Raw genomic sequence first — 12,798 nt, forward strand, 5'->3', positions numbered from 1 at the left:
GCTTCTACTCGTAGGCGCGCACGGCGACGACGTGTGCCGACGCCGCCCCGTTGGTGGCTTCGACGACGACCCGGATCGCCGATGTGGTGAGCGGCTCCGCCGGCGTGTGCGTCTCGCGTCGCCGCCGATTCTGCGCCGCACGGGCGATGACGCGCCAGGTGCCGTCAGTATCCAGTGCCTCGACGCGGTAGTCGCGAAGGAGGGTGGGGAGGGTGTCGAAGGGGGTGCGGTGGTGGTGCAGGTTGATCAGGTCCTCGTTGACGTCGTCGTCGGCGATGACCTCGATCCGGCCCAGAGCGACAGGTTCGGGCCAGGCCAACTCGAGCCAGGGGGAAGGGGCGTCCGCCAGTGGTGCGGAGACCCACATGTGCGGTCCCGCGTACGGGCGGGCATAGCCGTCGGTGGCCTTGGCGGGGGAGTAGGCCGCGGTCTCTCCCGTACGGAAGCAGAAGGTGCGGCGAAGCAGACCCATGTCCGTCCACTCGCGCAGCGGCTGCGGCGATTCGTCCGACGGGCGCAGCGGGACGCGCGTGAAGCACAGGACGCCGGGGGTCGGGCGGTCGGAGCGGTGCAGGGCGAGGGCGTCGTTGGCGCGGACGACCAGGAAGGCGTTGCGTGGGGTTTCGGGAGACCAGTCCAGGCCCGTCTTGAGCCATTGCCGGGCACCGGCGGCGACGGGCAGGGTGGTGGAGGTGACGAGGCGGCGCGGGACGTAGTTCTGGCCGAGTTCGGGGTCGTACAGATCGATCACGATCTCGGTGTCGCGGTCGGCGTCGACGAGCAGTTCCACCCCGGAGAGGTCCGGGTCCGCGGGGAGGACGAGTCCGGCGTCCGCCGCGAGAGGCCATAGCTCGTCGGAGTCCTCGACTGCCAGGCCGCTCAAGGTGGACGATGCCGTGGCCGTCGCCCGCAGCGCCAGGTCCTCCGGGTCCGTCGAGGCGAGGCCGATGAGCGAGGCATCCTGGCGCAGCAGCGCCCGGTGCAGCTCGGGTACGGGGAGTTCGCGCGGGGTGACATCCCCGGTGGCGCAGAGCGCCGCCGCCGTGCCGGCCGCCTGGCCGATCGTGGCGCAGGTCGCCATGACGCGGGTCGAGCCGAAGGCGACATGGCTGGCGGAGATGTTGCGCCCGGCGAAGAGCAGGTTCTCGGTGTTCACCGAGTAGAGGCTGCGGTACGGAATGTGGTAAATGCCGTCCGCGTAGAGCTGTTTGGCACCTGCATCGGTGGCGTACATGCCCTGCGGCGGATGCAGGTCGATCGACCAGCCGCCGAAAGCGACCCGGTCGGCGAACTCGGTCTGGCCGAGGATGTCGCCCTGGTGCAGGACGTAGTCGCCGAGGAAGCGCCGGTACTCCCGTTTGCCGGGGACCGAGCCCACCCACTCCAGGGTCATGTTCGCCGCGTCGAACTCGCCGGAGTTCTTGATGTGGTCCCAGATGCCGTGGATCACCGACCACAGCTCGTCGCGGATGCGTTCGTTGTCGTGGACGGTGTCGAGCTCGCCGCCGAACTCGATCCACCAGTACGCGCAGCCGTTGTCGCCCGCCTTGATGATGCGGCGCTGCGGGATGGAGGTCCGGGTGATGTCCTTGGCGAAGTTCGGCGGCACGAACTTGACCGGGTGACCGGCATCCTTCGTATAGAAGAGGAGGGTGGAGCCCAGGGTGATGTCGTCGGCCGTCTCCGGAGCCCATGCCTCGTCGTACTCGGTGCGCGATTCCCGGCCGATGCGGTGGTGGGCGCCTGCCAGGTGGCCGATCAGGCCGTCTCCCGTGCAGTCGAGGAAGAGGGAGCTCTCGAAACGTATCCGCCGCTCCGAGCCCATCATCCAGCCGGTGACCGAGGTGATCCGCCGGGCCTCGTCCGGGCCTTCGGCGTCGACCTCGCGCACGTCGGTGTTGAGGTAGAGCGTGATGCCGGGCTCGGCGCGTACGGCGTCCAGGACCACGGCATCCCAGTAGTAGGGGTTCCCGTCCGGGTTGCGGAACTGGTTCTCCACGAGCAACTCGCCCATGATGCCGCCCTCACGGGCATGGTGATTCTTGCCGTGGCCGGTCGCGCCGCACACCCAGACCCGGACTTCGCTGCTCGCGTTGCCGCCGAGCACCGGCCTGTTGTTGATCAGCGCGACGCTCCGGCCGAGCCGGGCCGCGGCGATCGCCGCGCAGACCCCGGCCAGGCCGCCGCCGACGACGGTGATGTCGTGCCGTGCGGTTTCATTCCTCATGTCGTACGTCACTTACTTCCAGTCGGGATTGGCGGCGAGACCGTAGTAGATGCGCGGGGCGCCGTCGAGGGTGAGGGTGATCTTGCCGCCGGAGGCTTTCAGGGAGCGTTCCTGGCCGATGCAGTTCAGCTCCCGCACCGTTCCGTTGGCCGTCCCCGAGTGGGCGACGACCGCGGTCCTGGTCGTCCAGGTGTCGATCCAGGGCTCCGGCGATGCGTACCAAGGATCCTCGCCGTGCTGGGAGTTGAGGATGTAGCCGTCCTTGCGGCTCCAGATGATCGACACCGGTCCGCCAGGAGTGGTGAAGAGGAGCCCCTTGATGTCCTGGTCCGCGAAGGCGAGATGCCGGACGAACTCGGCCTCGTCCAGGACCCGGGCGGCGGTCGCGAAGGCGAGGAGCGAGGGCTTGGCGCTGGTGTCGCGGTTCATCAGGCCGTAGTGGTACTCGGGGTTGGCCGGGTCGGCCTCCTGGGGGTGGTGGATCGTCGAGTCGTGCAGCTGGTACCAGTTGACGGCGCGCACCTTCTCGGCCTTGGCGAGAGCGAGCGTGAGCAGCGTGTTCTCGGCGGCGTGCCGGTAGGTGTCGCTCCACCACGCGTTGGGCCGGGTCGGTGCGTACGCCTCGGTGAGCCACAGCTCCTTGTCGCCGCCGTACTCCTCCAGGACCTGGTTCGCCTTGCGCAGCGCGCCGAGGAAGTTCCAGTATGAGCCGGACGACCCCAGCGTCCACTCCTCGGGCGGCGGGGCGAAGTCGGGCGTGAAGTTGCCGCGACCGGGGTGGAAGGCGAAGGCGTCGATGAGGTCCCAGCCGCCCGCGTCATGGAAGTTCTTGGTCCATACGTAGTCCATGCCACCGAGGCCGGCGTTCATGACCTTCATCCGCGAGCCCGCCGCGTCGAGGCGCGTGGTGACCTGGCGCAGACCGTCCCGGACGTAGGCGTCGGCGCCGCGGCCGGACATCCAGGGCTGGTTGACCTCGTTGCTCACCTCGAAGTACGCGGCCTCGGCGTCCAGGGCCTTGGCGACATTCGTGTCGGCCCAGGCCGCGATCTGCTCCGGACTGCCGCCCACGGGGATGCCGCTCAGCTCCACGTTGTGCCCGATGCCGTTCGCGTCCAGGGTCGCTGTGTCGATGCCCGGGGCGCCCGCGTAGGCGATGCGGATCCACTTGATGCCGAGCGTCCTGACCAGCCCGAGTACAGCGGCCTTGCCGGGCTTGAGTAGCCAGGGGTAGTTGGCGAGGCCGAACATCGACTCCTTGCCCGCCTTGTACGCGAACTCCGGGAGCACGCTCAGATTCGTGCGGGCCAGCGCCTTGTCACTGCCGCTGACCGCCTCCACCTCGGTGAACACGATGTTCTGTGACGGCGAGGTCAGGGGAAAGGAGGCATTCCAGGCGGCGCCCGCCGCGAGGCTCTTGCAGAGCGTTCCACCGGCGATCTTCTTGCCGCCGAAGTCCCGCGCCCACCAAGTCAGGGTCACCTTCCTGGCCGCGGCGGAGCCGTTGACGACCTGCGCCTTGAGCGTCATCGTCTGCCCGGCCGCCTTGTAGAGGTTGAACGGCTGGTCGGTCCACACCTCCACGCCGAGGGGCCTCTTGGCAGCGAGCGCTCCCGCCCCGCGCGGCCGCAGATCGCCGAGGACCAGATCGGCCTCGGTGACCGCGGTGCTCGCGCCGGTCGAGGTACCGGGGGAATGGACCCACGTGGCGTTCGTGCTCGCGGGGTTGGTGGACGGGAGGCAGAAGAAGCCCTTCGATCCCGCCCACGTCTCCACGTACGCGCCGCCCGCGTTCACCTCGTACGGAATGCCACCTCGGGCGTCCCGCTCCCAGACGGTCAGCGCTTCGTACGACTCCGCCGCGCTCGCCCCGTACACCGTGCGGGAGAACATGAAGCCGGCCGGTGTGAGCGTGCTGGAGCCGCTGACCTCCCACTTCATGTGTGCCTTGTGAGGGGTGACGTCGAAGGTGCCGCGCACCGTGACTCCGGACGCGTTGCTCGCCATCGTGTACGTGACCTGAATTGCGGGCCGCCCGTCGGGGAGCGTGATCCGGGCAGGCGTACCGCCGAAGGTGCGCTGCTGGCCGAGCGCGGTGTCCTTGATCATGAAGTGGCTGAGCAGGATGCGGTCGGCGCCCGCACCGTCCTGCACGAGGACGCTGCCGTCGCTACGGCCGACCAGGGTGATGCCGTCGGCCTCGATGGTGACCGGGTCCGCGGCGAATGCGGGAACGGTCGGCAACAGTGCGGCGCCGGTGGCGACGGCCGTGCCCTGGATGAATCTGCGGCGGGCGACTGACATGGAGGTGCCCTTCTCTTGGTCGGGGTGTTCCGGATGCTCCGAATGTGCCGAAGCGGAAGGTGTGGTGGGAGAGTTGCGGGTCCTGCCGTCGGCTCCGGTGGGACTCAGCCCTTGACTCCGGTGAAGCCGAGTCCGGCGACGATGTACTTCTGGCAGACGACGAAGACGAGCACCGGCGGGGCGACGGCGAGCACCATCGCGGCGATCAGTTGGTCCTGCGGAGCCTGCGTGGCGAGCTGGGCGAGAGCGACACTGATCGGTTGCTTCTCGGGGTCGGTGATGGCCACCAGCGGCCAGATGAAGTCCTTCCAGGAGTGCATCACCGCGAGCAGACTGATCACGGCGAGCACCGGCTTGCTCATGGGCAGCACGATCTTGGTGAGCAGTTGCCAGGTACTCGCCCCGTCGACCCGCGCCGCGTCGAACAGCTCCTTCGGCAGGGCGTCGAAGAACTGCTTGGCGAGCAGCACCGTGAAGGCGTTCGTGCCGGCCGGCAACCAGATCGCCCAGTAGGTGTCGCCCAGGTTGAGGTGCAGGAACGGCAGGTCGATCACGGTCATGAAGAGGCTGACCATGTTCACCGTGTACGGCACGAACATCGTGGCGAGGATCGCCCCGTATACGGCCTTGCCGAACCTCGGCCTGAGTACCGAAAGGGCGAAGCCCGCCGTGGCAGAGACGAAGAGCTGCACGAACCACGATCCGCCGACCACCAGGAAGGTGTTCATCAGATAGCGGCCGACACTCAGATCGGTGTACGCCGTCGAGAAGTTGCCCAGGGCCGGCCGGTCCGGCCAGAGGGCCAGGGGCTGAGTGGTGAGCTCGGTGGGCGGTGAGACCGCGCCCTTGACCATCCAGTACAGCGGTCCGATGCCGATGAGCAGCAGCAGGATCAGGGTGAACACCTGGATGGAGCGCACCGCGGCGCGTACGCCGGGGCGTTGGCGGTCGCTGGTGGAGACGAAGGTGGTGAGCGTGGTCATGACGTGCTCCAGCTGCGGGTGGCCCGCAGATACACCGCGGAGAGCAGGGCGAGGGCGAGCACCATCAGGAAGGAGAGCGCGGCGGCCTGGCCGTACTCGCCGTCCTGGAAGGCGTACCGGAAGATCAGTAGCAGGACCGTGAGGGTGGAGTTCTCGGGTCCGCCGCCGGTGAAGACGTACGGCTCGGTGAAGACCTGCACCGTGTTGATCAGCTGGACGAGCAGCAACAGGCCGATGACAGACCTGAGTTGGGGAAGCATCACATGCCAGATCCGCCGCCAGATCCCGGCGCCGTCCACCTCGGCGGCCTCATAGAGTTCGCCGGGGATGCCGACCATCGCCGCGAGGTAGATCAGGACCGCGCCGCCCATGCCCGCCCAGGTGGCCTCCAGAACCAGCGAGAGCATGGCGCTGTCGGAGGACTCCAGCCACAAGTACGGGCCGAGCCCGACCTTGCCGAGGACGTTGTTGAAGAGCCCGCTCCCGGGATCGTAGAACCACTTCCAGAGCAGGATCGCCACCACTGGCGGGATGACCACCGGCAGATACACCAGGAAGCGGTAGACGCCCGCGCCGCGCCGCACCGTCGACATGATCGCGGCCAGGATCAGCGGCGCCGGGAAGCCGATCAGCAGTCCGAGACCCACGAAGAACAGTGTGTTCTGGACGGCGGTGCCGAGCAGCGGATCGTCGAACAGGGCACGGAAGTTGTCCAGGCCGACCCAGACCGCGGGCTCGACCAGGTTGGTCTTCTGGAAGCTGATCAGCAGACTGCGCACGATCGGCCACCAGGCGAAGAGCCCGAAGACCAGCAGCGCGGGGACGAGGAACAGCCAGGCCGTGAACTGTTTGCGGGCGCCGGTGCCACGCCGCCGCTGCGGCAGGGTTCGCGGCGCGGGCTCCTTGGACACAGCGGCCGGGCGCGGGGACGGAGTGAGCAGGGCCATGGGCCGGCTACTTCTGGTCCGCGGCGAGCTTGGCATTGACGTCCTTCTCGGCCGAGGCCAGCAGGGAGTCGATGTCGGCATCGCGCTCGGTGAGCACCGCCTGGACCACCGGGTCGAGCGCGGTGTACAGCTTCTGCGCCTGGTACGGCGGCTCCGGCTTCAGCTTCAGCGTGGCGAGACCGTCGATGTACGGCTTGAAGTTCTGCAGCTTCACATTGATGTACGGCTTGATCGCGGCGTCGATCTCGGTCTGCCGTTTCCTGTCGAAGACCGGCAGCGTCGGCACGCCCACCGCGGACTTCGGGTCGGCAGAGAGCGCCTTGGCCTGCTCGGCGGCGATGCCGGTGCTGTACTGCGGCTTGGCGTAGGCGAAGGTCAGCCACTCCACGGCGGCTGCCGCGTGCTTCTTGTCGGCGGACTTCGGGACCATGTAGATGTCGCCGCCGGTGAGCGTCGCGTCGCCGCCGGACTGCGGCATCGGGGCCACTCCGAAGGCGTCGGTGTTCTCCATGCCGAACTGCATCTTCGCCAGTCGGTACGTCCCCGGGCTGCCCATGAACATGCCGACCTGCCCGGCCGCGAACTGCTTGATCACGTCGTTCTGATTGTTGAGCAGGGTCTTGCCGAGCGAATCGTCCTTCCAGCGCATGTCCTTGAGCAGCCGCAACCCCTTCTTCGTCGGCTCCCCGGTGAGCGTGGCGGTGTACTTGCCACCCTGCTCCTTCTCCAGCTCGCCACCGAAGGCGTACGACAGCATCGTCAGCTGCCAGCCGCCCTGGTTGTCCTTGGACTCGTGGACGAATCCCGCCTTGCCGGTCCTGTCGCTGATCCGCTTGGCGGCGGTACGGACTTCCGCCCAGGTGGCCGGCGGCCTGTCGGGGTCGAGGCCGGCCTTCTCGAAGAGCTCGCGGTTGTAGACCAGGCCCTGGGCGTAAGGATTCTGCGGTACGCCGTACACGTCGCCGGCGCTGTCGGTCAGCGGCTGAAGGACCTGAGGGTTGAACTCCTTGAAGTGCTCCCACTCCTTGAGCTGCCCGGTGATCGGCTGTACCTGCTTGTGCTGGATGAGCCGCTGCGGCTCGGTCAGCGGCACCTTGATGACGTCCTCGACATTGCCGCCGGACAGCTTCGCGGAGAACGTCAGCGGGTCGAAGACCGTGGTCGAACCCTTGACCTTGATGCCCGGGTTGGCCTTCTCGAAGTCGGCCACCTGCTTCTTGAACAGGGCGACCCCCGGCTTGTCGGTGGCCGGCGGCATGCCCTGCACCCGCAGTACGAGATCGCCGTCCCCGCCGGCGCTGCTCGGGGTGAGGGAGGAACAGCCCGCGAGGGTCGCGGTCAGCGCCATGCAGCCAAGTATGGCCGCACAGCGGGAGTTTCTGGGCATAACAGCTCCAAGAAGGGCAGGAGTGGGCTCGGTGCGGTGTAGTGCGGTGCTTTGCTTGTTGTGGTGGTGTGCGCCGTGGATCAGTGGGCGGGTGCGGGGCCCGTCGAGGCGCGGGGGATCAGGCGGGAGCCGATCTCCACGAAGGGGGAAGTGACGTCAAGTCCTTGTCCAGTACGTCCTGTTGTGTTCGCGATCGTCTCGATCAGGAGGTCCCCTGCCCGCGTGGCGATCTCTTCGGGGTCGATCCTGATCGTGGTGAGGCTGGGGGTGGAGACGGAGGCGAGCAGCGTGTCGTCGATGCCGATGACGCTGACGTCGCGCGGCACGCTCATGCCGAGGTTGGCCATCTGGTGCAGCACACCGAGGGCGACCAGGTCGTTGTGGGCGATCACGGCCGTCGCATCGTGGGCGGCGACGAGGGTGGCGGCGTGCACGCCCGTCTCGAACCGCGGCTCGTACGGGCCGAGCTCGGACAGGGAGAGGTCGAGCGCTTCGAAGGACTCCTGGATGGACTTCCCGCGGCTCAGCTCGGCGCGGGACGCGTTGATGAAGACGCAGCGCCGATGACCGTACGCCTTCAACTGCTCGGCGGCCTGCGCGATGCCGGCGGACAGTGAGATCCGGACCTCGGGGATGCCCGACACGTGCCGGTTCACCACCACCAGCGGCATCCGGCCCGCGAGTTCATGGAGCCGGTCCTCGGTGAGGGTGGAGGCCCACAGGATCAGGCCGTCGACCCGCTTCGATACGGCCGCGATGGCGGCCAGTTCGTCCGCCTCGCGCTCGTCGCTGTCGGCGACCAGGACCGTGTAGCCCAGGTGCCGGGCGCGGGCCTGCATCGCCTTGATGATCGGCGGGAAGAACGGGTTGGCGATGTCCGGGACGATCAGGCCGAGCGTTCCGGTGCCGCCGCCGCGCAGTGAACGGGCCGCCGGGTTGGGGGAGTAGCCGAGCTTGGCCGCAGCGTCGAGGATGCGCTGCCGCGTCGTCGGCTGCACCTGGTCGGGTGCGGTGAACGCACGGGACACCGTCGACACCGAGACGCCCGCGGCGCTCGCCACCTCCCGGATCGTGACTGCCACGGACGGCCTCCTCGTCGTCTTGAGCCGGGGGACCCCGGTCGTCTCGCATCTGGATCCTGCGAATGCGGTTGATGTTTGCGAACGTTCCCATGACGTGTCAAGACGTGTGTCAGGACTATTTCATCGAGGAAAACCTTCTAGACGCATGGGTCTTGTGCTTCGACTCGACTACTGCTGATGATGTGTTCTCAAGAACGGCACTGAAGTTGCGGGAACGTTTTCATAGAGGAGTGGAATGAAGATCACAGGCCTGGAAGTGCTGACTCTCCCCGACCACGGCGACAGCATGATGCTGGTCGTGGTCGACACCGACGAGGGCATCCACGGCCTGGGCGAGGTCGGCATCAGGTCGCGCCAACGGGCGGTCGCGGGGGGTCTCGAGCACCTGGCGGAGCTGATCGTCGGCGAGGACCCGCGACGGATCGAGCACCTCTGGCAGGTGATGTTCCGGCGCGGGTTCTTCCCCGCCGACCGCATACTCGGCGCCGCCATCGCAGCGGTGGACGTGGCCCTTTGGGACATCCGCGGCAAGGCGCTCGGCGTACCGGTGCATGAGCTCCTCGGCGGCCGGGTGCGTGATCACGTACCCGCCTATGTGCATGTCGGCGACGGCTACCACGACCGCGCGTGGTTCCTGGACCGCTGCCGCGACCTGGTCGCCGAGGGCTGGCGCCATCTGCGGTTCGCCTCGCCGCACGACGCCGACGGCACGCTTGACGCCCGCAGCTGCCTGCGCGACTCGGTCGACCTCTTCCACCAGGTGCGGGACGCGGTCGGCGACGAGGTGGAGCTGATCCTCGACGTCCATACGCGCCTGGATCCGCCGGAGGCGCTGACCCTGTGCCGGGAGATCGAGGCGGCTCGCCCGTACTTCGTCGAGGACCCACTGCGCTGTGAGAACCCGGACAGCTACCGCATGCTGCGGGCCCGCACCGGCGTACCGCTGGCCGCAGGTGAACAGTACGGCTCCAAATGGGAGTTCAGGACACTCATCGAGGGCGACCTCATCGATTACGCGCGCGTGGACGTCGGGGTGGCCGCGGGCCTGACCGAGGCGAAGAAGATCGCGGCGATGGCGGAGACCCACCACATCAAGCTCGCCACCCACAACCCGCTCGGCCCGGTCACCGCCGCCTCCTCGCTCCAACTCAACCTGGCCTGCCCCAATGCGGCGATCCAGGAGCACCAGACCGACCCCGATCCGGCCATCGCCGCCCTCTTCACCGCGCGGCCGACGATCCTGCCGGGGCGGGTGGAGCTGAGCGAACTGCCCGGCATCGGCGTCGACATCGACCGGGAGGCGGCGCGCCGGTACCAGGCCGCGGCGGCCGAGCGCCCGCACCTGCGCACGGCGGACGGGGCGTTCACCAACTGGTAGGAGCGGGTCTCTTCCGGTCACCGGCCGGGAAGCCGCACAACAGGACAACGGGACATTCGCATCACCGTCCCGGCGGGCCCGCGGCCCGCGTCCGCACACTGAGCACCAATTTCCGACTCCAGGAAGTGAGGCGAGTTCCGTCGTGTCGTTCAGAGGAGCCGCGAGGCCGGTCCGAATGGGCCTTGCCGGCATAGCGTTCATGGGCGTGCTGGTCGGTGCGTCGGCGACGCCGGCCGGTAGCCAGGAACGCGAGAAGCTGCAGGTGACGGCCGTGTCGTCGCGGCCCGGCGTGGTGTCGGGAGACGACGCCCTGATACGTGTCGGGGTGCCCGCGTCCATAGCGGCCGACAGCATCCGGGTCGAGGTGGAAGGCCGGGACGTGACCTCGAGCTTCCGGCCCGCCGGCGATCACGCGCTGATGGGCGTGGTGAAGGAGCTGTCCAAGGGCGACAACAGGCTCACGGCCAGGGCTCGGGGCGCGGGCTCCGGACAGCTGACCCTGAAGAACCACCCCATCACGGGGCCGGTGTTCGCCGGGCCGCACGAGCAGCCGTTCATCTGTGACACCGCCGAGTTCAAGACGGTCACTGGCGGTACCCTCGGGCAGCCGATCGACAAGGACTGCTCGGTCAAGACCCGCGTCGATTACATGTATCGCACCACGGCCGGCAAGTTCGTTCCGTTGCCCGACTCGAACGACCGTCCCGCCGACCTGGCGACCGCCACGACGAGCGCGGGCACGAAGGTGCCGTACATCGTTCGCGTCGAGACCGGCACCATCAACCGCGGCATCTACGAGACGGCCGTGCTGCACGACCCGATGTCCGGCACCCCCGACCCGCTGCAGCGTGGGCCGGGCTGGAACGGGCGCCTCGTGTACGGCTTCGGCGGGGGATGTTCCAGCGGCTGGTACATCCAGGGCCGCAACACCGTCGGCATCATGAATGACACGTATCTGGGCAAGGGCTACGGCGTCGCGTCGTCCACGTTGAACGTCTTCGGCAACAACTGCAACGACCTGCTGGCCGCCGAGACCATGAGCATGGTCAAGGAACGCTTCGTGGAGACGTACGGAGACCCGGCCTTCACCATCGGAAACGGCTGCTCCGGCGGCTCGTACCAGACCCACCAGATCGCCGACAACTACCCGGGCCTGCTGGACGGCATCCTCTCGGGCTGCAGCTTCCCCGACGTCGGCTTCGGGACGATTCAGACGCTCAGCGACGCCCAGCTCCTGAACCACTACTTCAAGGATGTCGCGCCGGACGCGTTCACCAAGGAGCAGCAGAGGGCGGTCGCCGGGTTCGGCAAGTGGGAGAGCATCGGCAGCCTGGCACGGGCCGGCGGCCGTATCGACCCTACGGTGTTCTGTCCGCCGCAGCTGCCCGAGGGGCAGCGCTACGACCCCGACACCAACCCGGACGGTGCCCGCTGTGACGTCTACAGCCACACCGTAAACGTCTACGGCAAGGTACCGGGGACCGGGAAGGCGCGCAGGCCGCTCGACAACACCGGTATCCAGTACGGACTTGAGGCCCTGAACAACGGGACCATCGACATGGACCAGTTCATCGACCTGAACCGGCGCATCGGCGGCCTCGACGACGACGCCAAGCCCGCCGCGGAGCGCACCGTCGCCGATCTCAAGGCGGTACGGACGGCCTACCGCACGGGCCGCATGCTGAACGGCGGTGCCGGCCTCGCCGACGTTCCGATCATCGACTACCGCGACTACACGGACGACGCGTCGGCCGGCGACATGCACATGCGCTTCCACTCCTTCTCCACCCGGGCGCGCTTGGACAAGGCCAACGGCACCCACGCCAACCAGGTCATGCTCACCCGCTCCAACGGGCACGGATTCACTCTCGCCGGGATGGTGTCCGACATGGACCAGTGGCTCACGGGCATCAAGGGAGACTCCGGCAACGACGCCCCCATCGAGAAGATCGTCCGCCATCGGCCGCAGGGACTCACGGACGCCTGCTGGACCCGTGGCACCGGGGCGAAGAAGATCGCGGAGCCCCAGGTGGAGGGCATCGGCAACACCGAGTGCAACACCCTCTACCCGGTGTGGACATCGCCGCGGATGGTGGCCGGAGCCGATGTGGCGAACGACGTCGTCAAGTGCCGCAAGCGTCCCGTGATCCGCTCCGACTACCGAGTGCCGGTGACCGACGGTCAGTTCAAGGATCTGAAGGCGATCTTCCAGGACGGTGTTTGCGACTGGTCCAGGCCCGGGGTGGGTCAGCAGGACCTCGCCGGTACATGGCTCTCCTTCGACCGGAAGTGACAGGCTCGCGGCAGGTGAGCCAAAACTGGGGGCGATGTGACCCCTCGCAGTAAGTCGCACCACCTCGCCGGTTCCGGCCCGCACCCCGCGGGCCGGAACCGCAAAAACCCCCCGCCGCTGTCGTTTCGGAGGGGGGGGGCGGGCTTGGGGAGGAGGGGGAACGGTGGGGGCGCTTCCCAAGCCCCACCCCCCACTTC

8 protein-coding genes are annotated in these 12,798 nt (G+C 68.0%); 2 read left to right on the forward strand and 6 right to left on the reverse strand.

Annotated features, from left to right (window positions below):
• Positions 1-4: 4 nt before the first annotated feature.
• From ACZ7IB_RS31365 to ACZ7IB_RS31390, 6 genes are all read right to left on the reverse strand, one after another.
• Positions 5-2,227, reverse strand: a complete 2,223-nt coding sequence (locus ACZ7IB_RS31365) for an FAD-dependent oxidoreductase (RefSeq protein ID WP_470917168.1) — start codon at positions 2,225-2,227, stop codon at positions 5-7.
• A 12-nt stretch (positions 2,228-2,239) separates the two neighbouring features.
• The gene (locus ACZ7IB_RS31370; protein ID WP_470917170.1) at positions 2,240-4,531 is read right to left on the reverse strand and encodes a hypothetical protein; all 2,292 of its coding nucleotides are present in this window, start codon (positions 4,529-4,531) and stop codon (positions 2,240-2,242) included.
• Between the two features lie 104 nt (positions 4,532-4,635).
• The gene (locus tag ACZ7IB_RS31375; protein ID WP_470917172.1) at positions 4,636-5,514 is read right to left on the reverse strand and encodes a carbohydrate ABC transporter permease; all 879 of its coding nucleotides are present in this window, start codon (positions 5,512-5,514) and stop codon (positions 4,636-4,638) included.
• Positions 5,511-6,461: a carbohydrate ABC transporter permease gene (locus ACZ7IB_RS31380; protein ID WP_470917174.1), complete on the reverse strand. Its 951-nt coding sequence runs from the start codon at positions 6,459-6,461 to the stop codon at positions 5,511-5,513. The genes ACZ7IB_RS31375 and ACZ7IB_RS31380 overlap by 4 nt, the downstream gene beginning before the upstream one ends.
• Positions 6,462-6,468: 7 nt before the next feature.
• Positions 6,469-7,809, reverse strand: a complete 1,341-nt coding sequence (locus tag ACZ7IB_RS31385; RefSeq protein ID WP_470917176.1) for an ABC transporter substrate-binding protein — start codon at positions 7,807-7,809, stop codon at positions 6,469-6,471.
• Positions 7,810-7,928: 119 nt separating this feature from the next.
• Positions 7,929-8,930, reverse strand: coding sequence for a LacI family DNA-binding transcriptional regulator (locus ACZ7IB_RS31390; protein ID WP_470917178.1), 1,002 nt, complete (start codon positions 8,928-8,930; stop codon positions 7,929-7,931).
• Positions 8,931-9,165: 235 nt separating this feature from the next.
• Here ACZ7IB_RS31390 and ACZ7IB_RS31395 point away from each other — a divergent pair, with 235 nt between their 5' ends.
• Both ACZ7IB_RS31395 and ACZ7IB_RS31400 read left to right on the forward strand, forming a co-directional pair.
• A complete protein-coding gene (locus ACZ7IB_RS31395; RefSeq protein WP_470917180.1) occupies positions 9,166-10,308 on the forward strand; it encodes a mandelate racemase/muconate lactonizing enzyme family protein in 1,143 nt (380 codons plus the stop codon).
• A 199-nt stretch (positions 10,309-10,507) separates the two neighbouring features.
• Positions 10,508-12,601: a DUF6351 family protein gene (locus ACZ7IB_RS31400; RefSeq protein WP_470917182.1), complete on the forward strand. Its 2,094-nt coding sequence runs from the start codon at positions 10,508-10,510 to the stop codon at positions 12,599-12,601.
• The last annotated feature ends 197 nt before the right edge of the window (positions 12,602-12,798 follow it).

The organism is Streptomyces sp. NPDC037301 (assembly GCF_055602785.1).

What these genes read in the sequence shown, in the direction of transcription:
- ACZ7IB_RS31365 (WP_470917168.1), bottom strand. Translation starts at nt 2,227, where the DNA reads ATGAGGAATGAAACCGCACGGCACGACATCACCGTCGTCGGCGGCGGC.
- ACZ7IB_RS31370 (WP_470917170.1), bottom strand. Translation starts at nt 4,531, where the DNA reads ATGTCAGTCGCCCGCCGCAGATTCATCCAGGGCACGGCCGTCGCCACC.
- ACZ7IB_RS31375 (WP_470917172.1), bottom strand. Translation starts at nt 5,514, where the DNA reads ATGACCACGCTCACCACCTTCGTCTCCACCAGCGACCGCCAACGCCCC.
- ACZ7IB_RS31380 (WP_470917174.1), bottom strand. Translation starts at nt 6,461, where the DNA reads ATGGCCCTGCTCACTCCGTCCCCGCGCCCGGCCGCTGTGTCCAAGGAG.
- ACZ7IB_RS31385 (WP_470917176.1), bottom strand. Translation starts at nt 7,809, where the DNA reads ATGGCGCTGACCGCGACCCTCGCGGGCTGTTCCTCCCTCACCCCGAGC.
- ACZ7IB_RS31395 (WP_470917180.1), top strand. Translation starts at nt 9,166, where the DNA reads ATGAAGATCACAGGCCTGGAAGTGCTGACTCTCCCCGACCACGGCGAC.
- ACZ7IB_RS31400 (WP_470917182.1), top strand. Translation starts at nt 10,508, where the DNA reads ATGGGCGTGCTGGTCGGTGCGTCGGCGACGCCGGCCGGTAGCCAGGAA.